General features: G+C 69.8%; 19 protein-coding genes and 1 tRNA gene. 8 read left to right on the top strand and 12 right to left on the bottom strand.

Features of this window, described 5'->3' with window-relative positions:
- Positions 1-53: 53 nt before the first annotated feature.
- The gene (gene dgoD, locus KYX17_RS28205; protein ID WP_243232364.1) at positions 54-1,205 is read right to left on the bottom strand and encodes a galactonate dehydratase; all 1,152 of its coding nucleotides are present in this window, start codon (positions 1,203-1,205) and stop codon (positions 54-56) included.
- Positions 1,202-1,732 carry a gluconokinase gene (locus tag KYX17_RS28200; RefSeq protein WP_243232363.1) on the bottom strand — a complete coding sequence of 177 codons (531 nt, stop codon included), beginning with the start codon at positions 1,730-1,732 and terminating at the stop codon, positions 1,202-1,204. The genes dgoD and KYX17_RS28200 overlap by 4 nt, the downstream gene beginning before the upstream one ends.
- Positions 1,733-1,819: 87 nt before the next feature.
- On the opposite strand from KYX17_RS28200, the gene KYX17_RS28195 reads away from it, so the two are divergent.
- The 3 genes from KYX17_RS28195 to KYX17_RS28185 are packed head-to-tail and all read left to right on the top strand — an operon-like array spanning position 1,820 to position 4,886.
- The gene (locus KYX17_RS28195) at positions 1,820-2,575 is read left to right on the top strand and encodes an FCD domain-containing protein (RefSeq protein WP_308220974.1); all 756 of its coding nucleotides are present in this window, start codon (positions 1,820-1,822) and stop codon (positions 2,573-2,575) included.
- A 44-nt stretch (positions 2,576-2,619) separates the two neighbouring features.
- On the top strand, positions 2,620-3,348 hold the full coding sequence (locus KYX17_RS28190) for a response regulator transcription factor (RefSeq protein WP_243232361.1): 729 nt from the start codon (positions 2,620-2,622) through the stop codon (positions 3,346-3,348).
- A gap of 26 nt (positions 3,349-3,374) precedes the next feature.
- Entirely contained in the window at positions 3,375-4,886 is a 1,512-nt protein-coding gene (locus KYX17_RS28185; protein WP_374208999.1) for a sensor histidine kinase, read from the top strand.
- Between the two features lie 5 nt (positions 4,887-4,891).
- Here the strand turns inward: KYX17_RS28185 and KYX17_RS28180 are convergent, their stop codons facing one another.
- The 3 genes from KYX17_RS28180 to KYX17_RS28170 are packed head-to-tail and all read right to left on the bottom strand — an operon-like array spanning position 4,892 to position 7,842.
- Positions 4,892-6,466, bottom strand: a complete 1,575-nt coding sequence (locus KYX17_RS28180; protein ID WP_243232359.1) for an FAD-dependent oxidoreductase — start codon at positions 6,464-6,466, stop codon at positions 4,892-4,894.
- Positions 6,467-6,519: 53 nt separating this feature from the next.
- Positions 6,520-7,374, bottom strand: a complete 855-nt coding sequence (locus KYX17_RS28175; RefSeq protein ID WP_243232357.1) for an FAD:protein FMN transferase — start codon at positions 7,372-7,374, stop codon at positions 6,520-6,522.
- A 9-nt stretch (positions 7,375-7,383) separates the two neighbouring features.
- Positions 7,384-7,842: an FMN-binding protein gene (locus tag KYX17_RS28170; protein ID WP_243232354.1), complete on the bottom strand. Its 459-nt coding sequence runs from the start codon at positions 7,840-7,842 to the stop codon at positions 7,384-7,386.
- A gap of 100 nt (positions 7,843-7,942) precedes the next feature.
- On the opposite strand from KYX17_RS28170, the gene KYX17_RS28165 reads away from it, so the two are divergent.
- Positions 7,943-8,674 (top strand): hypothetical protein, encoded by a 732-nt coding sequence (locus tag KYX17_RS28165; protein WP_243232352.1) that lies wholly within the window; start codon positions 7,943-7,945, stop codon positions 8,672-8,674.
- Positions 8,675-8,680: 6 nt separating this feature from the next.
- Here KYX17_RS28165 and KYX17_RS28160 read toward each other — a convergent pair whose 3' ends face one another.
- From KYX17_RS28160 to KYX17_RS28150, 3 genes are all read right to left on the bottom strand, one after another.
- Entirely contained in the window at positions 8,681-9,715 is a 1,035-nt protein-coding gene (locus tag KYX17_RS28160; protein ID WP_243232350.1) for a ribose-phosphate diphosphokinase, read from the bottom strand.
- On the bottom strand, positions 9,690-11,153 hold the full coding sequence (glmU, locus tag KYX17_RS28155; protein WP_243232347.1) for a bifunctional UDP-N-acetylglucosamine diphosphorylase/glucosamine-1-phosphate N-acetyltransferase GlmU: 1,464 nt from the start codon (positions 11,151-11,153) through the stop codon (positions 9,690-9,692). The genes KYX17_RS28160 and glmU overlap by 26 nt, the downstream gene beginning before the upstream one ends.
- 1 nt (position 11,154) lies before the next feature.
- Positions 11,155-11,226 (bottom strand) — tRNA-Gln (locus KYX17_RS28150).
- Positions 11,227-11,341: 115 nt separating this feature from the next.
- Here KYX17_RS28150 and KYX17_RS28145 point away from each other — a divergent pair.
- Genes KYX17_RS28145 through KYX17_RS28135 form a run of 3 tightly spaced genes read left to right on the top strand, consistent with a single transcriptional unit; the run spans position 11,342 to position 13,263 of the window.
- Positions 11,342-11,830 carry a GNAT family N-acetyltransferase gene (locus KYX17_RS28145; RefSeq protein ID WP_243232344.1) on the top strand — a complete coding sequence of 163 codons (489 nt, stop codon included), beginning with the start codon at positions 11,342-11,344 and terminating at the stop codon, positions 11,828-11,830.
- Positions 11,831-11,837: 7 nt separating this feature from the next.
- Positions 11,838-12,332 carry a MarR family winged helix-turn-helix transcriptional regulator gene (locus KYX17_RS28140; protein ID WP_243232342.1) on the top strand — a complete coding sequence of 165 codons (495 nt, stop codon included), beginning with the start codon at positions 11,838-11,840 and terminating at the stop codon, positions 12,330-12,332.
- A 19-nt stretch (positions 12,333-12,351) separates the two neighbouring features.
- Complete coding sequence (locus KYX17_RS28135; protein WP_243232340.1) at positions 12,352-13,263, top strand: pseudouridine synthase; 912 nt, start codon at positions 12,352-12,354, stop codon at positions 13,261-13,263.
- Positions 13,264-13,280: 17 nt separating this feature from the next.
- On the opposite strand, the gene KYX17_RS28130 is transcribed toward KYX17_RS28135, so the two are convergent.
- From KYX17_RS28130 to KYX17_RS28120, 3 genes are all read right to left on the bottom strand, one after another.
- Positions 13,281-13,940: a methionine ABC transporter permease gene (locus KYX17_RS28130; protein WP_243232338.1), complete on the bottom strand. Its 660-nt coding sequence runs from the start codon at positions 13,938-13,940 to the stop codon at positions 13,281-13,283.
- Positions 13,940-14,983, bottom strand: coding sequence for a methionine ABC transporter ATP-binding protein (locus KYX17_RS28125; RefSeq protein WP_243232329.1), 1,044 nt, complete (start codon positions 14,981-14,983; stop codon positions 13,940-13,942). Before KYX17_RS28125 ends, KYX17_RS28130 begins: the two co-directional genes overlap by 1 nt.
- Positions 14,984-15,074: 91 nt before the next feature.
- Positions 15,075-15,977 (bottom strand): MetQ/NlpA family ABC transporter substrate-binding protein, encoded by a 903-nt coding sequence (locus KYX17_RS28120; RefSeq protein ID WP_243232327.1) that lies wholly within the window; start codon positions 15,975-15,977, stop codon positions 15,075-15,077.
- A gap of 218 nt (positions 15,978-16,195) precedes the next feature.
- On the opposite strand from KYX17_RS28120, the gene KYX17_RS28115 reads away from it, so the two are divergent.
- The gene (locus tag KYX17_RS28115) at positions 16,196-17,698 is read left to right on the top strand and encodes an arylsulfatase (protein ID WP_243232312.1); all 1,503 of its coding nucleotides are present in this window, start codon (positions 16,196-16,198) and stop codon (positions 17,696-17,698) included.
- 52 nt (positions 17,699-17,750) lie between these two features.
- Here KYX17_RS28115 and KYX17_RS28110 read toward each other — a convergent pair.
- A partial coding sequence (locus KYX17_RS28110; protein WP_243232309.1) for an ABC-F family ATP-binding cassette domain-containing protein occupies positions 17,751-19,110 on the bottom strand: 1,360 nt, incomplete at its 5' end.

Here is a 19,110-nt window from a genome sequence, read left to right as displayed (position 1 = left end):
GACATCGACCAGAGACAGTCAGAGCACGACAGCCGATCCTCGCTCCCGGCCGCTCACCACTCCGCCACAGAGCCGTCCGGATGCCGCCACACGGGGTTCTGCCAGCGCTCCCAGCGCCCCGCGGCATCCCTGACCGCTCGCTCGTCGATCTCGATCCCGAGCCCCGCTCCGGTGGGCCGCGCGAAATGACCGTCCACGAACTTCAGCGGCGCTGTATCGGCGACGTAGTCCAGCACCTCGGCGCCGGCGTTGTAGTGGATGCCGATCGACTGCTCCTGGATGAGGTGGTTCGGAGACGCGAAGCCGACCTGGAGACAGGACGCCAGGGCCAGCGGTCCGAGGGGGCAATGCGGGGCGATGACGGCATCGAAGGTCTCCGCGAGCGAGGCGATGCGGCGCACCTCGGAGATGCCGCCGGCGTGCGACACGTCCGGCTGGAGGATCGCCGTCCCGGCCTGCAGCACGGGCAGGAACTCCTGCCGGCTGTACAGCCGCTCCCCTGTCGCGATCGGGATCGTCGTCGCGTCGACGACGCGGCCGATCATGTGCGAGTTCTCCGGGACGACCGGCTCCTCGATGAAGAACGGATGCAGCGGCTCGAGCAGCGGCGCCAGACGGCGTGCCGTGGCGAGAGTGAAGCGCCCGTGCAGGTCGACGGCCACGTCGCGGTCCGGACCCAGCACCTCGCGCGCTGCGGCGACCCGGGAGACGACGCCGTCGAGCTCGGCCACCGAGCCGTTGCGGCTCATGCGACCGGACGCGTTCATCTTCACCGCGGTGAGTCCCACGTCGAGCTGCGCGGCGATGTGATCGGCCACCTCGGAGGGCTCGTCACCGCCGACCCAGCCGTAGGCGCGGATGCGTTCGCGCACCGCCCCTCCGAGCAGATCGTGCACGGGAACGCCGAGCCGCTTGCCCTTGAGGTCCCACAGCGCCTGGTCGACCCCGGCCACGGCGCTGGCGAGCACGGCACCGCCCCGATAGAACTGGCCCTTGGCGAGCACCTGCCCGTGCTCCTCGATCAGACCGGGGTCCTTGCCGACGAGGTACACCGCGAACTGGTCGACGGCGGCGCGCACCACGTCCGCATAGCCTTCGAGCGAGGCCTCGCCCCACCCGACGAGGCCGTCCGCCGTCTCGATCCGGACGAACAGCCAGCGCGGAGCGACCGGGAACGTCTCGACGCGTTCGATCACGTCGCTCATGCGCCGCCCTCCGCCCGGATTCCGGAGTAATCCGCCAGCACGATGTCCACGATCTCCTCGGGCGTGGACACGACGCTCACACGGATTCCGTCCTCGTCCGCGGCCAGCGGCTCGAGGGTGTCGTACTGCGACTGCAGGAGCGTCGCGGGCATGTACTCGTGATCCCGCGCGCCGACGCGCTCGGCGACCAATTCGATCGGCCCCCAGGGCTCGACGAAGTAGGCGTGCGGTACGTGCGCGCGGATGAGGTCGCGGTAGCGGCGGCGCAGTGCGGAACAGGCGATGACGGCTCCCCCGGACGACTCGCGCTCGGCGAGCACGCCGCCCACCAGGTGCAGCCACGGCTCGCGATCGGCATCCGTCAGTGGCGTCCCGGCCGCCATGAGGGCGATGTTGCGCTCCGGGTGCAGGTCATCGCCGTCGACGAACGCGACGCCGAGCGCCTCGGCGAGCCTGCGCCCGACGGTCGACTTGCCCACTCCCTGCGTTCCCATGACCACGATCGAGACCGCGTGCTGCTTCGTCACCGTCGACACTCCTCACTTCCGCCCCCAGGCTATCGAGAATAAGTATGATGAATCAACTCCTCGGAGCGGGAAAGGTATGCTTATCCTGTGACCGAGCCCGAGGAGACCCCGCCGTCCGGGAACGGCGATCTGCGCGGCATCGTGCTCGACACGCTCGGGCACGAGATCTGCGACGGCCTCATCGCGACGGGAGCCACCTTCACGACCGAGTCGATCCAGACCCGCTTCGAGGTCTCGCGCTCGGTCGTCCGCGAGGCGCTGCACGCTCTGGAGGCCCTGGGGCTGATCTCCGCGAAGCGCCGCGTCGGCGTGCGCGTGCTGCCGGAGAGCCACTGGAACGGCTTCGACCTCCAGGTGATCCGATGGCGCCTGGCCGGTCGGGGCCGGATCGCGCAGCTGCGGTCGCTCACCGAACTGCGCGGCGCCATCGAACCCGCCGCCGCTCGACTCGCCGCCGTGCGCGCACCGCTGGAGGGCGCCGGAGATCTCGTGGGGGTCGCCGGGCGGCTGTGGGCCGCGGGGCGCGAGGGCGACGCCGACGCCTTCCTCCACCTGGATGCGCGGTTCCACCGCCTCGTGCTCGAGATGAGCGGAAACGAGATGTTCGCCCAGCTGCACCCGCTCGTCGAGGAGGTCATGCGCGGACGCACGCGATACGGCCTCATGCCGCAGCATCCGGCCCCCGAGGCCCTGCAGTGGCACATCGACATCGCGACGGCCATCCAGGCCGGTGAAGCCGACAGGGCCGCGGCCGCGATGTCCGCGATCACCGAGCGCTCCCTCGCGGAGATGAGCTCGATCTGGGGCCGCGACACCGGCGACGGATTCACAGCCAGGACATAACGCGCTCCATAGAAATCACATAGGAGACTCCGCAGAATGGGGTCATGACCAACGATCTGCCTGATCTCCGCCGCCCGGACGGCTCGCCGCTGCGCATCCTCGCCGTGGACGACGAGCAGATGCTCACCGACCTGCTCGCGATGGCGCTGCGCATGGAGGGCTGGGAGGTGCGCACGGCCTCGTCCGGCCTCGAGGCACTGCAGGTGGCCAGGGAGTTCGAGCCCGACGCGCTCGTCCTCGACATCATGATGCCGGACCTGGACGGCATGTCCGTGCTCAAGCGGCTGCGCGAGTCGGGGAACTTCGTGCCCGTGCTGTTCCTGACCGCGAAGGATGCCGTCAGCGACCGCATCGCCGGGCTCACGGCGGGGGGCGACGACTACGTCACCAAGCCCTTCAGCCTGGAGGAGATCATCGCGCGGCTGCGCGCCATCATCCGCCGCACCGGTCACGCCACGGCCGACGATGCACAGTCCATCCTGCGGGTGGCCGACCTGACGCTCAACGAGGACAGCCACGAGGTCGTGCGCGCGGGCGACGAGATCGAGCTCACCGCGACCGAGTTCGAGCTGCTGCGCTACCTCATGCGCAACGAGCGACGGGTCCTGTCCAAGTCCCAGATCCTCGATCGCGTCTGGAGCTACGACTTCGGCGGCAAGTCCTCCGTCGTCGAGCTGTACATCTCATACCTGCGCAAGAAGATCGACGCGGGACGCACGCCGCTGCTGCACACCGTCCGCGGCGTCGGGTACATGATCAAGGCACCGCAGTGACGACGGCGAACCCGACCCGCCGGCCGGTGAGCCTGCAGACCCGGCTGATGGCGGCGGTCATCGGGTTCGTCTCCCTCATTCTCATCATCGTGGCGCTGATCACGAGCGCGACGCTGGGGCGGACGCTCGAGGACCAGCTCGACCAGAAGGTGCTCTCCAACCTCGGCCAGCTCAGTTCCCTGACGGATCCGCGGATCCAGCGGGCCGAGCTGTACGGAATCGAGCCCACGGCCCAGACCGTGATCGAGGGCGTCCCCTCCGGCGACGGCGTGCTGTTCGCGATCGCCGGCGGGCCCGACGCCATCGCGCCGAGCGGAGTGATCGTCGAACAGGGCGAGACGAACGAACTCACCTCGGATCAGCTGAGCCAGGTCGCCAAAGGCATCCAGCACAACCTGACCACGGTCACCATCGACGGACTCGGGTCGTACCGCCTGGCCGCAAGCCAGACGGAGCACGGCATCACCGTCGTCACGGGGCTCCCCCGTGATGAGATCCAGAACACGCTGACGCGCCTGTTCACGGTCATCGCGATGGCGACGCTCGGCGGGCTGATCCTGCTCGCGCTCACCACGGCGATCACGATCCGGGTGGGCCTGCGCCCGCTCCGGGCGGTCGCCGCCACCGCGACCCGCGTCGCGAACCAGCCGCTCGACCGGGGCGAGGTCTCGATCACCGAACGCGTCCCCGCCGCCGAAGCGGACCCGCGCACCGAGACCGGGCTCGTGGGCGCCGCGCTGAACACGCTGCTCGACCACGTCGACAGCTCGCTGTCCGCGCGCCAGCAGAACGAGGAGCGCATGCGGCGCTTCGTCGCCGACGCGAGCCATGAGCTGCGCACACCGCTCGCCTCGATCCGCGGGTACTCCGAGCTGTCGCTCAAGGCGCTCGACAAGGCGGAGAAGGACGGCACGGCGCAGTCTCCCGCGGCCATGCAGAGCACGGAGTCCGCGCTCGAGCGCATCCAGGCCCAATCGCTGCGGATGACGCGGCTCGTCGAGGACCTGCTGCTGCTCGCACGTCTGGACGAGGGACGCGAGCTCGTCTACGGCACGGTCGATCTCACGCAGCTGGCCGTGGAGGGAGTCGCCGATGCACGGCCGACCGCACCGGACCACGTCTGGAATCTCGACGTGCCCGAGGAGCCGGTCGTCGTCCTGGGCGACACCGGCCGGCTGCACCAGGTCGTCACCAATCTCCTGGCGAACGCGCGCACCCACACGCCGGCCGGCACCGAGATCACGCTGACGGTCGCGCGCGAGGGCGAGCACGGCATCCTCCGCGTGCACGACGACGGCCCGGGCATCGATCCGGCCGTGCGCGACGAGCTGTTCGCGCGGTTCGCCCGAGGAGACAGCTCGCGGGCCCGCCAGACCGGAGGCACGGGACTCGGCCTGGCGATCGTGAAGGCGATCGTGGAGGGTCATCACGGAGACATCGCGGTGGACAGCCGACCGGGGTCGACGACGTTCACGGTCCGGATCCCCGCGAATCCGGCCTCCGTCGACGCGCAGCCGGACGAGGCCGCGAACGCCTGATCGCGTCAGTACCCCGCGAACGCGTCTGTCGTCAGGGACCGGGCCTTGTGCAGCGCGGGGGCGAGATCGGCGATCAGACGCGGCGGCCCAGAGATGTACGCGTGTCGCAGCGGCAGATCGCCCACCACGCGTTCCAGCCCCGCCGCGTCCAGTCGGACTCCCTGCGCCCAGCTCCAGTGCGGCGGGAGGTCGGCCGGCTCGTCCCGGGTGAACACGACGACCGGGACGCCGGTAGCCGCCAGCTCGTCGCGGAAGGCGAGCTCCGACGCCTCGGCGGCCACGTACACGAGCACGACGTCGCGCTCCCGCCCGGTGAGCTGCAGCTGACGCAGCTGCGAGACGAACGGCGTGACGCCGATGCCGGCCGCGACCATGAGCACGGGTGCCTCGCCGCGCGGCAGCAGGAAGTCCCCCCACGTGCCGGTGACGGCGAGCGTCGCGCCTGGCTCCGCCGCGGCGAGCGCGCGCTTGTAGCTGGACGGATGCTTCTGGTCGCCGTTCTTGTACGCGATGCGCAGCGTGGGCAGATCCGCGGGCGCGGAGACGATGCTGAACTCGCGCCGGGTCCCTCGGGCGTCGGGATGCCGGTGAGGCACGTCGAGCTCGAGGTACTGCCCCGGCAGAAAACGCAGCCTCCCCCGGGTCTGGAACGTCAGCTCCTGCACGGTCGGGGTGATGGATTCGCGCGTCGCGAGGGTGAGGCGCACGGATCCGCGCAGCGCGAACACGAAGGCGAGGAGGTTACCGATCAGCAGCGCCCGCTCCTGCCCCAGGGTGAACAGTCCCGCGACCGAGATCGGCCAGCCGGCGAGCACGCCGACGACGCCCGCGACCCAGAACTGCTGCCAGCGCCGGGGCGGCAGGGTCAGGGGCTCCGACAGCATGAACGCGCCGAGGAAGAGGAACGGCGTCTGCAGCACCGCGAAGGACAGCGCCGAGGCGAGATCGACGTCCAGGCCGGCCTGCTGCCCCTGCACGAACTGGCGCAGCACCGCCGTGCCGATCGCGATGAGCACGAACAACAGCACCACGCGGACCTTCTCGGTGCGCCACAGCACGATCAACCCGAGCAGGGCGACGGGGACCGCCAGCGACGGCGTGCCGACCCACCAGGACGCCGAGGTCCCCAACCAGGCGAATGCGCCGAAGGAACCGAGGATCGACACGAACGCCGCGCCGAAGGCGGCCGGGTTCAGGACGTGCCGACCCCGCCAGGCGATCAGGTACTTCGACAGGCTGGCCACGACGCCGGCGATAGCGATGCCCAGGATCGCGGCGGGCTCGTAGCCCGGTCGCAGCACGAACAGCAGGATGAGCGCGGTGACGAGCGAGGACTCGATGCGCCAGGGCAGGCGCAGGATGCGCTGCGCCGCGGCATCCACCGCCGAGATCACGACGGCGAGGACCGCGAAGGAGACCAGGATCTCCAGCGGCGAGGGCGACACGATGACACCGAGGGCCGACAGCACGAGGGCGATCAGGCCCAGCGCCATGAGCGAGAACAGCACGAGCCGGTACATCGACAGCGAGCCCAGCAGCGCCAGCACCCGCTGGCGGAGGGCGGTGAAGGAGGTCGTCACGGTTCCACTCTTCCTCATCGTCGGCTCTGCGACATCCCCGGCCTCGCGCGCCGTCAGGATGCCGCGGTGAACAGCTCGACGGGACACCCCGACGAGCGCTGCGCTCGCCCGTCGGTGCTCATCCTCACCCACTCGACACCCCAGCGCGCCGCCAGCTCCGCGCCGCCGTCGAAGAACAGGGCGGTGGCGGCGGCATCCGCATGCATCGCGTCGTCTGCGATCGCCCAGGTCGCGGCCCACGTGCGCACCGGCATGCCGGTCCGGGCGTCCAGGACGTGATGAAGACCGTCGCCCCACGCGCGCCGATTGATCGCCGAGGCGCAGAGCGCCTGATCGGCGATCGTGGCGACGCCGATCGCCCGGCGCGCGTCGAAGGGATGCTCCAGGGCGATGCGCACAGCGGCCCCGCGGACGGCGAGATCACCGGAGGCGTCGACGACGAGGTTCCCGGGGATGTGGGCGAGCTCCGCGCGGACCAGGTCGACCAGGCGTCCCTTCCCGAGAGCGCCCACGTCGATAGCTGCGGGCTCGGTCAGCGTCAGCCGCTCCGTCCAGCCGAGGATGTCCTGCCAGTCTTGCGGCGCCGGGCGTGCGGCACCGGCGACCAGCGAGATCGACGCGTCGTATCCCAGCGCGCTCAGGCCCGCACCGACCAGCGGGTTCACGGCGCCGTCGGTCGCCTCGGACAGCTCGCGGTACAGCTCCAGCATGTCCGCGGCGTCCGCAGGCAGTTCCGCCGACCCGCCGCCCCCGAGCGACGACACCACCGAGTCCTCGCGGAAACGCGACCATTCCCGATCGAACCGCTCGATCACGGCGTCGACCGCGGCCCGCTCGTCCTCGCCGAGTTCCCGTGCGGTCTCGATGTCCCACCGGGTTCCGATGGCATCGAACCGCCAGAGCGCCATCTCCGTCCCCTAAGCCGCGGCCTGTTCCTTGATGTCCTCGACGGCGGCGTTGAAGCCGCCGCTCGTGAGCGAGGAGCCGGCGACACGGTCCACGGCCAGCTCGTCGATCGCGACGCCCACGACCTCCTCCTCGATGCCGTCGATGAACTGGCCCTGGTACTGCTCGGTCTCGCGCGCCTGCGGATCACCGGTCACCTCGACCTCCGTGACGACGCCGTCAGCGAGAGTGAGCGTCACCGAGATCGTCTCGACGGTCTCCGGCGTCTGGTACGACCCTTCCGCCGTGTAGGTGCCGTCGGCGTAGTCGCCCGTGGACCCGCCGTTCGTGCCGGCATCAGACGTCGTGCCGGCGTCGGACTGGCCCTCGGCATCCGCCGCGCCGGAGCAGCCGGCGAGAGCCAGCATCCCGGCGACGCCGACGACGGCGGCTCCGGTGCGGAGGGGAAGGGGAACGGTCGTGCGGTTCATGGCTGGTCCTTCCTGGAATGGTCGGTTGCTGCGAGCCTAGGGCCGCACACTATGGCTGGGCTGTGGCTTCCGCGCGCGGTGCGCCTGGTAGGGTTCCCGCGTGCGAGCCAACAGGACGATCGGACTCGCGATCATGGCGATCACCGTCACAGTCGGAACCGGCGGATGCGCTCTGATCGCGCCAGAGGTGCCGATGGCGCAGATCGTCCTCGAGGCGCCGCCCGGCACCGAGGACGCACGCGATCTCGCGGCCGCGCTCGAAGAGCGTCTCGAAGCGCTCGATGCCGCGCACGCGGTCGAGGTCGACGGCACGGCGATCACCATCGACTACGAGGCGGGCGCCGTGCCCGGCGGAGACGAGCTCTTCACAGCCGGCGGCGCGACATCCCTCCGTCCCGTCCTCGCCGACGACGCCGCTGCGACGACGCCGTGCGCGGATGCCGCGGCCGAGGAGCCCTGCTCGGGAACGGACCCCGGTTCCTCCGCACCGCTCCGGCTCGGCCCGTCCTCACCCCTCGGAATCGCGGACGCGACCGCGGACCTGCAGGACACGAACTGGGTCATCGAGGTGGACTTCACCGAGTCCGGCGCCGGGACGATGCAGGAACTGAGCGCCGCCGCCGCCTGCGCTCAGGGGCAGGAGAACCGCATCGCAATGGTGCTCGACGGTGAGATCCTCACGGCGCCGAGCGTCGCCGTGGGGTGCGGCGAGTCGCTGGAGAGCGAACTCGTGATCTCGGGCGGATTCGACCGGGACGACGCGATGCTGCTCGCCGCCGTGCTCGCGTCGCCGATCCCGGCGGGCGTCACCGTCGTCGAGCAGAGCGGCTGAGACGCCTCAGGCGTCGCCGCCGAACATGCTCGTGACCGATCCGTCCTCGAAGACCTCGCGGATCGCGCGCGCCAGCAGCGGGGCGATCGGCAGGATCGTGAGGTTCTCCCACTGACGGGACTCGGTCAGCGGGATCGTGTCGGTCACCACGACCTCGTCGATCGAGGAGTCCTGCAGGCGCTCGGAGGCCGGGTCGCTGAAGATCGCGTGCGTCGCCGCGACGATGACGCGGTGCGCGCCGTTGGCCTTCAGCGCCTGGGCGGCCTTGACGATCGTGCCGCCGGTGTCGATCATGTCGTCCACGAGCAGGCAGGTGCGGCCCTCGACGGTTCCGACGATCTCGTGGACGGACACCTGATTGGCGACCTTCGGGTCGCGGCGCTTGTGGATGATCGCCAGCGGTGCGCCCAGGCTGTCCGACCACGTGTCGGCGACGCGGACGCGGCCCATGTCGGGAGAGACGACCGTGAGGATCTCGCGGTCCTCGGGGCTCAGCGTGCGCTCGAAGTGGTCCAGCAGCACAGGCTTGGCGAACAGGTGGTCCACGGGGCCGTCGAAGAAGCCCTGGATCTGCGCGGCGTGCAGGTCGACGCTCATGACGCGGTCCGCGCCGGCGGTCTTCAGCAGATCGGCGACGAGGCGGGCGCTGATCGGCTCGCGTCCGCGGCCCTTCTTGTCCTGCCGCGAATACGGATAGTACGGCGCGACGACCGTGATCCGCTTGGCCGAGGCGCGCTTGGCCGCGTCGATCATGATGAGCGTCTCCATGAGCCACTCGTTCACCGGCTCCCCGAAGGTCTGCACGAGGAACAGGTCGCACCCGCGGATCGACACCTCGAACCGCGAGTAGATCTCCCCCGACGCGAACGTGCGGTGCTCGGTGGGTGCGAGCTCCGTGCCCAGCGCCTCGGCGACCGCGCGCGTGAGCTCGGGGTGGGACCGGCCGCCCGCGACGACCAGGCGCTTCTTCGTCTTGGCGACGAGTCCCGGCGCTACGCCGTTGTCCCGATCCAGTTCAACGGTCTTCTTCTTGCGCGCCATCGCCTGCCTTCTCTGCCGCTTCGTGAGCACGGGATGCCGCCTCAGCCGCGCCCGTGCCCGCCCTGTTCTTCTCGACCCACCCCTCGATGTTGCGCTGAGGGGCCACGCTCATGGCCAGGGCACCCGCCGGGACGTCCTTGCGGACGACGGCACCGGCTCCGGTCTTCGCTCCAGCACCCAGCCTAACGGGAGCCACGAGCACCGTGTGCGAGCCGGTGTGCACCTCGTCGCCGATCTCGGTGCGGTGCTTGTTGACGTCGTCGTAGTTGGCCGTGATGGTGCTGGCGCCGAGGTTGACGCCGCGGCCGATCGTGGCGTCTCCGACGTACGACAGGTGGGGCACCTTGCTGCCCTCTCCGATCTCGGCGTTCTTCGTCTCGACGTACGCGCCGATCTTGCCCTTCGCCCCCAGCACGGTCCCCGGTCGCAGGAACGAGAACGGGCCCACCGTGGCTCCGGCGCCGATGACGGCCAGGGTGGCGTCGGTGCGCTTGACGACGGCGTCCTCGCCGATCTCGCAGTCCACCAGTGTCGTGTCGGGGCCGACGGTCGCACCGGATGCGACGACGGTGGCGCCGAGGATCTGCGTGTGCGGGAGCACGGTGACGTCCGGGGACAGCTTCGCGTCGTCGTCGATCCAGGTCGTCGCCGGATCGACGACCGTGACGCCCTCGAGCTGCCAGCGGCGCACGATGCGCTGGTTGAGCAGCCGGCCCACCTCGGCCAGCTGCGCACGGTCGTTCACGCCGTAGGTCACCGTGACATCGGAGACGACGGATGCCGCGACGCGGTCGCCGGCCAGACGCAGCAGCCCAGGGACGTCGGTGAGGTACTTCTCGCCCTGCGCGTTGTCGGTACCGATGGCCGGCAGGTGCGCGCGCAGCGCCGCGGCGCGGAACACGTACATCCCGGCGTTGATCTCGTGGACCGCTGCCTCCTCGGCGGTGGCGTCCTTCTGCTCCACGATGCGGTCGACATCCCCGGCGGCGTCGCGGATCACCCGGCCGTATCCCGTCGGGTCCTCGACGACCGCCGTCATGAGGGTGGCGGACGCCCCCGCGGCACGATGCTCCGAGACGAAGGCGGAGAGCGTGTCGGCGTCGGCCAGCGGGCAGTCTCCGGACAGGATGAGCACGTCGCCGTCGAAGTCCGGGATCGCGTCCAGCGCGACCTCGACCGCGCGCCCGGTGCCCGGGATCTCGTCCTGGTCCACGAAGATCGTGCCGGGGTACACGTCGGTCAGCGCAGCGACCACCTGGTCGCGCTCGTGCCGCACGACGACCTCGATGCGATCCGCGCCCAGACGTGCAGCCGTCGTGAGCACATGGCCCACGAGCGGCCGTCCGGCCACCGGGTGCAGCACCTTCGGCAGGCGGGACTTCATCCGCGTCCCCTGACCTGCGGCGAGGACGACGATGGCGAGGTTGTTCTCCGTCATGCTCCGCCGCCAGGACTCGAACCTGGACCTCACAGCTCCAAAGGCTGTCGTGCTGCCATTACACCACGGCGGACCGCGGCCGTCGTCGGGCCGCCCGTCAAGTCTGCCACGTCTGCCCTGCGCGGCCGGTGCGCAGGGGATGGACGTCTCGTCATCCGGAGGAAACACGGGGCTGGGATGCTGAGGCGATGGACATCGTCATCGACCGGATCACGGCGGCGACCCCCGCGCTCGCCCGGTTCATCGCCGCCCATCACGCGGAGATGGCGGGTACCGCTCCCCCGGAGAGCCAGCACGCGCTGCCGCTGGAAGGCCTGCTCAAGCCCGGTGTGCGGCTGTTCGCGGCGTCCGAGGACGGTCGGCCGGTCGCGACCGGTGCGCTCGCGGTCGTCGCGGACGGACACGAGGAGCTCAAGTCGATGCGCACCGACCCGCGTCTGCGCGGGCAGGGCCACGGCCGGGCCATGCTCGCGTTCCTCATCGACGACGCCCGAGGCCGCGGCATCCGCAGACTGTCGCTGGAGACGGGAGCCGACGACTTCTTCGCGCCCGCTCGGATGATGTACACCCGATTCGGCTTCACCGAGTGCGAGCCGTTCGGGAGCTATCTGCCCGACCCGCTCAGCACGTTCATGACGCTGTCGCTCGTCCGGTCCGCGCGCCCCGACGCGCGATAATGGACGGATGAGCCAGGCGGACGAGGTCGATCGGATCGTCGAGGCGTGGAACGCGCAGCGCCCCGATCTCGACTTCGCGCCCCTCGAGGTGCTCTCGCGCATGGACCGCCTGACGCGGCTCCTCGACCGCGCGCGGCGCGAGGTGTTCCGCCGCAGCGAGCTGGAGCCGTGGGAGTGGGATGTGCTCTCGGCGCTGCGCCGCGCAGGCGCACCGTTCCAGCTCAGCCCGAAGCAGCTGCTGCAGCAGACCCTGGTCTCCAGCGGGACCATGACCAACCGCATCGATCGCCTGGTCGCGCGGCGGCTCGTGCGGCGCGAAGCCGACCCGGGCGACGGGCGCAGCATCCTCGTCACCCTGACGGATGACGGTCGCATCCGCGTGGATGCCGCGATCACCCGCCTTGTCGACGTCGAGGCCGATCTGCTGCAGGGACTCTCCCGTGGCGACCGCGACCGGCTGGCGGCCCTGCTGCGCAAGCTGAGCCTGACCTTCGAGTCCTGACGGGAGCATCCCGATGGGCATGCCCTCTCCCCTGCCGGTGCGCGACGGCGTCGGCGCCACGCGCCTGCACGTGCCCCTGCGCGGCGCCTGGCCGACGATCTCGGCGTACATGGTGGAGCGCTTCTTCCACCTCGATCCCGAGCGGCTGCTCGTGCGCTTCGACCGCGGCGAGATCGTCGCGCGGGACGGCAGCCCGCTGACCCGGGAGACACCCCTGGGGGCCGAAGAGTTCGTCTGGTACTACCGCGAGCCCCCCGTGGAGACGGAGATCCCGTTCGAGATCGAGGTGCTGCACCAGGATCCGGACCTCGTCGTGATCGACAAGCCGCACTTCCTGCCTACGACGCCGGGCGGGAAGTACCTGCAGAACTCGGCGCTCGTCCGGCTGAGGCGGCTGCTCGGCAACGACGAGCTCACGCCGATCCATCGCCTCGATCGCGCCACGGCGGGGCTCGTGATGTTCTCGGCGCGGGCGCAGACCCGCGGCGCCTACCAGCTGATGTTCGAGAACCGCGAGGTCGAGAAGGTCTATGAGGCGGTCTCGGCGCGGCCGAGGGACGGCGTACTGCCGGCCTTCCCGCTGGTCTATCGCAACCACATCGTCAAGGACCGCGGGCACGTCTGCGTCCGGGTGGACGCCGAGCGCATCCCCAACTCCGAGACGCGGATCGAGCTGATCGCCGCCGACGAGGACGTCGTGCACACGCTGCTGCGGCCGCACAGCGGCAAGATGCACCAATTGCGCGTGCACCTGGCGGCGCTCGGACTCGGCATCCTGAACGACGGGTTCTACCCCGTTCTCCTGCCGGAGCGGCCGGACGATTTCGAGCGGCCGCTGCAGCTGCTCGCGAGGCGGCTGCGATTCGTGGATCCGCTGAGCGGCGAGCCGCGGGAGTTCACCACGCGGAGACGGCTCGCCTTCGCGCCCTGACGCGGCGGGCCGGTTCCCTACCGGCGCATCACCTTGCGGGCGAGCCACGTGCCGAGCACCTGCACCAGATGCACGAACACGACGATGAGGACGATCGCCGCCCACATCACCACGGGCTCGAACTGGCGGAACCCATAGGTCTGGGCGAACGCGCCGAGGCCGCCTCCGCCGATCATCCCGGCCATCGCGCTCATGTCGATGAGCGCGACGACGATGAACGTGAAGCCGAGGATCAGCGGGCCCAGCGCCTCGGGGATCGCCACGGTGAGCAGGATGCGCCAGGGTCCCGCTCCCATCGAGCGCGCGGCCTCGATGGTCCCGGGAGACACCGTCACCAGATGCTGCTCGACGATGCGCCCGATCGCGAACGACGCGGCGATGCCGATCGCGAAGGCGCCGGCGGTGATCCCGATGCCCGTGCCGACGACGAACCTCGTGAGGGGCTGCATCACCGCGAGGAAGATGACGAACGGGATGGGGCGGAAGAAGTTGATGAGCAGGTTCACGACCGCGTAGACCGCCCGGTTGGGCAGCACACCGCCCCGTCGCGTCGCGTACAGGGCGACGCCGAGGACGAGTCCGAGGACGCCGCCGAGGACCAGCGCGTAGGTCACCATGTAGAGCGTCTCGACGGCGGACTTCCAGAACTCGTCCTGCAGCTCGATGAGTCGGTCCATCAGCGCACCTCCCCCCGGTCGATGCGGGTCACTTCGACCTGTTGCCCGATCTTCGACAGCGCCTGGTCGATCGCAGCGTCCGCGCCCCGGATCGCCAGGGTCAGATGTCCGAACGCGCGCCCGCGGATGTCGTTGATGCCGCCGTAGACGAGCTCGAACTCCAGCCCCGCCTCGGCGAGGTCGACGAAGACCCCTGCCTGTGACGAGTCGCCGTCGCGGAACGAGAACGTCACCAGCTCGCCGATGTGGCGCTCGCGCAGCACGGACAGCTCGCTGGGCGACGGGACGCCCTTGATGACGGTTCCGACGAAGCGCTGGGATGCCGGATGCTGCGGTGCCGAGAAGACGTCGAACACGTCGCCGCGCTCGATGACCCGACCGGAGTCCATCACGGCGACCTTGGTCGCAATCGTCTGGATCACGTCCATCTCGTGCGTGATCACCACGATCGTGACGCCCTGCTCCTCGTTGACCCGCTTGAGCAGCGCCAGCACCTCGTGCGTCGTCTCGGGGTCCAGTGCACTGGTCGCCTCGTCGGCGAGCAGGATCGCGGGACGCGTGGCGAGCGCGCGGGCGATGCCGACGCGCTGCTTCTGCCCTCCGGAGAGCTGTTCGGGGAACGACCGCGCCTTGTCGCTGAGGCCGACGAAGCTGAGCAGCTCCGCGACCCGCGCATCGATGTCGGCCTTGGACCAGCCGGCGAGCTTGAGCGGGAAGGCGATGTTCGCGCGCACGCTCTTGGCGGCGAACAGGTTGAACTGCTGGAAGATCATGCCGATGCCGCCGCGGACGCGGCGCAGCTCGCGCTCGGGCAGCGCGGTGATGTCCTCGCCGTCCACCACGATCGATCCGCTCGTGGCGGGCTCCAGGGCGTTGATCAGGCGGACCAGCGTCGACTTACCTGCGCCGGAGTAGCCGATGATGCCGAAGACGTCGCCCTTCTCGATCTCGAGCGTGACGTCGTCGACGGCGAGGACCTGCGCGTCACCGCCGGACGGCGAGGGGTACGCCTTGGTGACGTTCGTGAGGGACACGATCGGCATGGGAACTCCGGTTCTGTGGGACGGCGGCCGGGAGGAACGACGAATCGGGCGGTGCGCAGAAGGCACCGCCCGATTCTCTCGCATCAGACGCCTACTCGGATGCGGCGATGTCCTCCTGGACCGTGGTGAGCGAGTCGACCAGATCCGCCGCCGGGATCTGGAGCGGCACGGCGGTGTCGCCCGAGGACTCCTGGAGCCCGGCCTGGACGGCCTCGTCGGTCTGGAAGATCTCGACGAGCTTCAGGTAGGTCTCGTTGTCGGCGTCCTCGGCGCGCGACGCGAAGATGTTCACGTACGGCAGGGCGTTCGGGTCCTCCGGGTCGTCCTGCGCGATGGCGTCCTCGAAGCTGAGTCCGGCGTCCTCGACGAAGTCGTTGTTGATGATGGCGGCCGCGACATCGGGAAGGGAGGTCGGGATCAGCGCCGCCTCGAGCGCGGTGACCTTCACCTTGGACTTCGCCTCGTCGACGTCGGCCAGGTCGGACAGCGTGGTCCCGCCGCTCTTGAGCTCGACGAGCCCGGCCGACTGCAGCACGAGCAGCGCGCGCGCCTGGTTGGAGGCGTCGTCCGGGACGGCGACCGTTTCGCCCTCGGGGATGCTCTCGACGTCGTCGTACTTCGTGGAGTACAGCCCCAGCGGGTAGATCGCGGTCGACCCGATCGGGGTGAGGTCCTCACCGGACGCCTCGTTGTACTGGGCGAGGTAGATGATGTGCTGGAACTGGTTGAGATCCAGCTCCCCCTCGGTCAGAGCCGGGTTGGGCTGCTCGTAGGAGCCGAAGTTGACCAGCTCGACGGTGATGCCCTCGTCGGCGGCGGCCTCGACGAACGGCGCCCACTGCGCGTCGCCGTCGTTCACGACGCCGATCCGGACGGTCTCGGAGCCGCTGCCGCCGTCTCCGGCCGAGGTGTCGGCGGTGGCGCAACCGGCGAGCGCTACGAAGAGCGGGACAGCCGCGAGGGCGGCGATGACAGACGTGGTGCGTCGGGACATGATTCCTCCTGGTGGGACTCGACCACGTTAGGCACCCGGCCCACGGATCGCGGAATCGGGTGTCACAGAACGTCACCGTGTCACGAGCGCATCACGATCGCTTCCGGCCTGCTCTCACCCCGCGCAGATGAGACACGACACGACCGGGACGGCTTCGTGGTGCACTGGCGCCGAACAGCGACCCCGCGCCCGTGTGCGCGCATCGGAAGGGACTCCTCATGGCCGACAAGCCGAACATCCTCATCATCTGGGGCGATGACATCGGAATCTCGAATCTCAGCACGTACTCGGACGGTCTGATGGGCTACCGCACGCCGAACATCGACCGCATCGCCGACGAGGGCGTGAGGTTCACCGACTACTACGGCGAGCAGAGCTGCACGGCCGGTCGCGCCGCCTTCATCACGGGCCAGAACCCCTATCGCACCGGCCTGACCAAGGTCGGGATGCCCGGCGCGAAGCTCGGTCTCCAGCCGGAGGACCCCACCATCGCCGATGCGCTCAAGCACCACGGCTACGCCACCGGCCAGTTCGGGAAGAACCATCTCGGCGACCGCGACGAGCACCTGCCCACCGCGCACGGCTTCGACGAGTTCTTCGGGAACCTCTACCACCTCAACGCCGAGGAGGAGCCGGAGCACCCCGACTACCCGACGGATGACGAGTTCCCCGGCTTCAGCGAGAGGTTCCGTCCGCGCGGGGTCATCCATTCCTGGGCGAACGAGGACGGCACCCAGCGCATCGAGGACACCGGCCCGCTGACCAAGAAGCGCATGGAGACCGTGGACGAGGAGTTCCGCGACGCCGCCGCCGACTTCATCCGCACCCAGGCGGATTCCGACACTCCGTTCTTCGTGTGGTTCAACTCCACGCACATGCACTTCCGCACGCACACGAAGGAGGAGAGCAAGGGTCGCGCCGGTCGCTGGCAGTCGAACTACCACGACACGATGCTCGACCACGACGACGTCGTCGGCAGCCTTCTGGATCTGCTGGACGAGCTCGGTCTCGCCGAGAACACGATCGTCATGTACTCCACCGACAACGGCCCGCACATGAACAGCTGGCCGGATGCCGGGATGACGCCGTTCCGCAACGAGAAGAACTCCAACTGGGAGGGCGCATACCGGGTGCCGGCGATGGTCCGCTGGCCCGGACGCATCCCGGCCGGGACGACCCTGAACGGCATCGTGAGCCACAACGACTGGTTCGTGACGCTGCTCGCCGCCGTCGGCGACGCCGACATCGCCGAGCGTCTGAAGGCCGGGACCGAGCTGCACGGCACGAGCTACCGGGTCCACCTGGACGGTCACAACCAGCTGGACTACATCACCGGAGAGACCGAGCACAGCCCGCGCAGGCATTTCTTCTACGTCTCCGACGACGGCGATCTCACAGCGCTGCGATTCGAGAACTGGAAGCTCGTGTTCCTCGAGCAGCGCGCCACCGGAACGCTTCAGGTGTGGCAGGAGCCCTACACGGAGCTGCGCTTTCCGAAGCTGTTCAACCTTCGCACGGACCCGTACGAACGCGCCGACATCACGTCGAACACCTATTGGGACTGGGTGCTCGAGCACATCTTCCTCTTCGTCCCGGCGCAGGCGTACGTCGCGAGGATGCTCAGCAGTCTCGCCGAGTTCCCGGCGCGCCAGAAGTCGGCGTCCTTCACCATCAATCAGGTCATGGGGAAGCTGGAGGACGCCACGGCCGGCGCATCCTGAACCCGACGTGCGAGGGCGGCCCGGTTCCTCCCGCCGGGCCGCCCTCGTCGCGTCATCCGATCTGCTCGGTCAGCTCGAACCAGCGCAGCTCGAGCGCCTCGACCTCGTCCTGCTGCGCCTGGATCGCCTTCATCTTCTCGCCGAGCCCGGCGTAGTCGGACTGATCGTGCTCGACCAGCGCATGCTTCGCGCGGTCGATCTGTTCGTTGAGCTTCTGCATCCGGCGCTCCAGAGCCGCGAGCTCCTTCTCGGCGGCGCGGCGCGCGGCGCCGTCCAGCGACGGGTTGTCCGGCTGAGGCGCCGCGGTCGCCGGGGCCGCGGCATCCGTCTTCCCCTGCGCCGCGCGCAGCCGAAGGTACTCGTCGACTCCGCCGGGAAGGTGGCGCAGGCGCCCGTCCAGGATCGCGTACTGCTGATCCGTGACCCGCTCCAGGAAGTACCGGTCGTGGCTCACCACGAGAAGCGTCCCCGGCCACGAGTCCAGCAGATCCTCGATCGCGGCGAGCATGTCGGTGTCCATGTCGTTGGTGGGCTCGTCGAGGATCAGCACGTTCGGCTGGTCGAGCAGGACGAGCAGCAGCTGGAGCCGGCGCTGCTGGCCGCCCGACAGGTCCTTCACCGGCGTCGACAGCTGGGCGGACGAGAATCCGAGCCGCTCCAGCAGCTGCCCGGGAGTCAGTTCGGTCGCCTTGGAACCGGTGCCGAACGTGTAGGAGGTCCGCAGTCCCGAGATCACGACGCGCACCGGATCGTTCCAGTGCGGCGCGAGCTCGTCGATCCGCTGCGTGAGGGTGCGGACCTGGACGGTCTTGCCGCGCTTGACCCGCCCGGCGGTCGGCTCGACGGTGCCTGCGATGAGACCGAGGAGCGTCGACTTGCCTGCCCCGTTCACGCCCAGGATACCGGTGCGCTCCCCCGGTGCGATGCGCCATTCGACATCCCGCAGCACCTCGCGCGCCGGAGACGCGTCGGTCGCGGGGTAGGTGACTCCGGCATCCAGGAGGTCGACGACGTCCTTGCCGAGACGGGAGACGGCGAGGGACGCCAGCGACACGGAGTCGCGGATCTCGGGGACGTCCTCGATCAGCTGGTTGGCCGCGTCGATGCGGAACTTCGGCTTGCTCGTACGCGCGGGTGCGCCGCGACGCAGCCAGGCGAGCTCCTTGCGGGCCAGGTTCTGACGCTTGGCCTCGGTGGCCGCCGCCATCCGGTCGCGCTCGACGCGCTGCAGGATGTAGGCGGCGTAGCCGCCCTCGAACGGCTCCACGATCCGGTCGTGCACCTCCCAGGTCTCGGTGCAGACCTCGTCGAGGAACCAGCGGTCGTGCGTGACGACGAGGAAGGCGCCGGCGCCTGCGGCCCAGCGCTTCTTCAGGTGCGCGGCGAGCCAGGTGATCGCCTCGACATCGAGG

Source organism: Microbacterium sp. CIAB417 (assembly GCF_022788845.1).
Note: the sequence above shows the minus strand (reverse complement) of the source record. Positions and strands in the feature narration are given on the sequence as shown.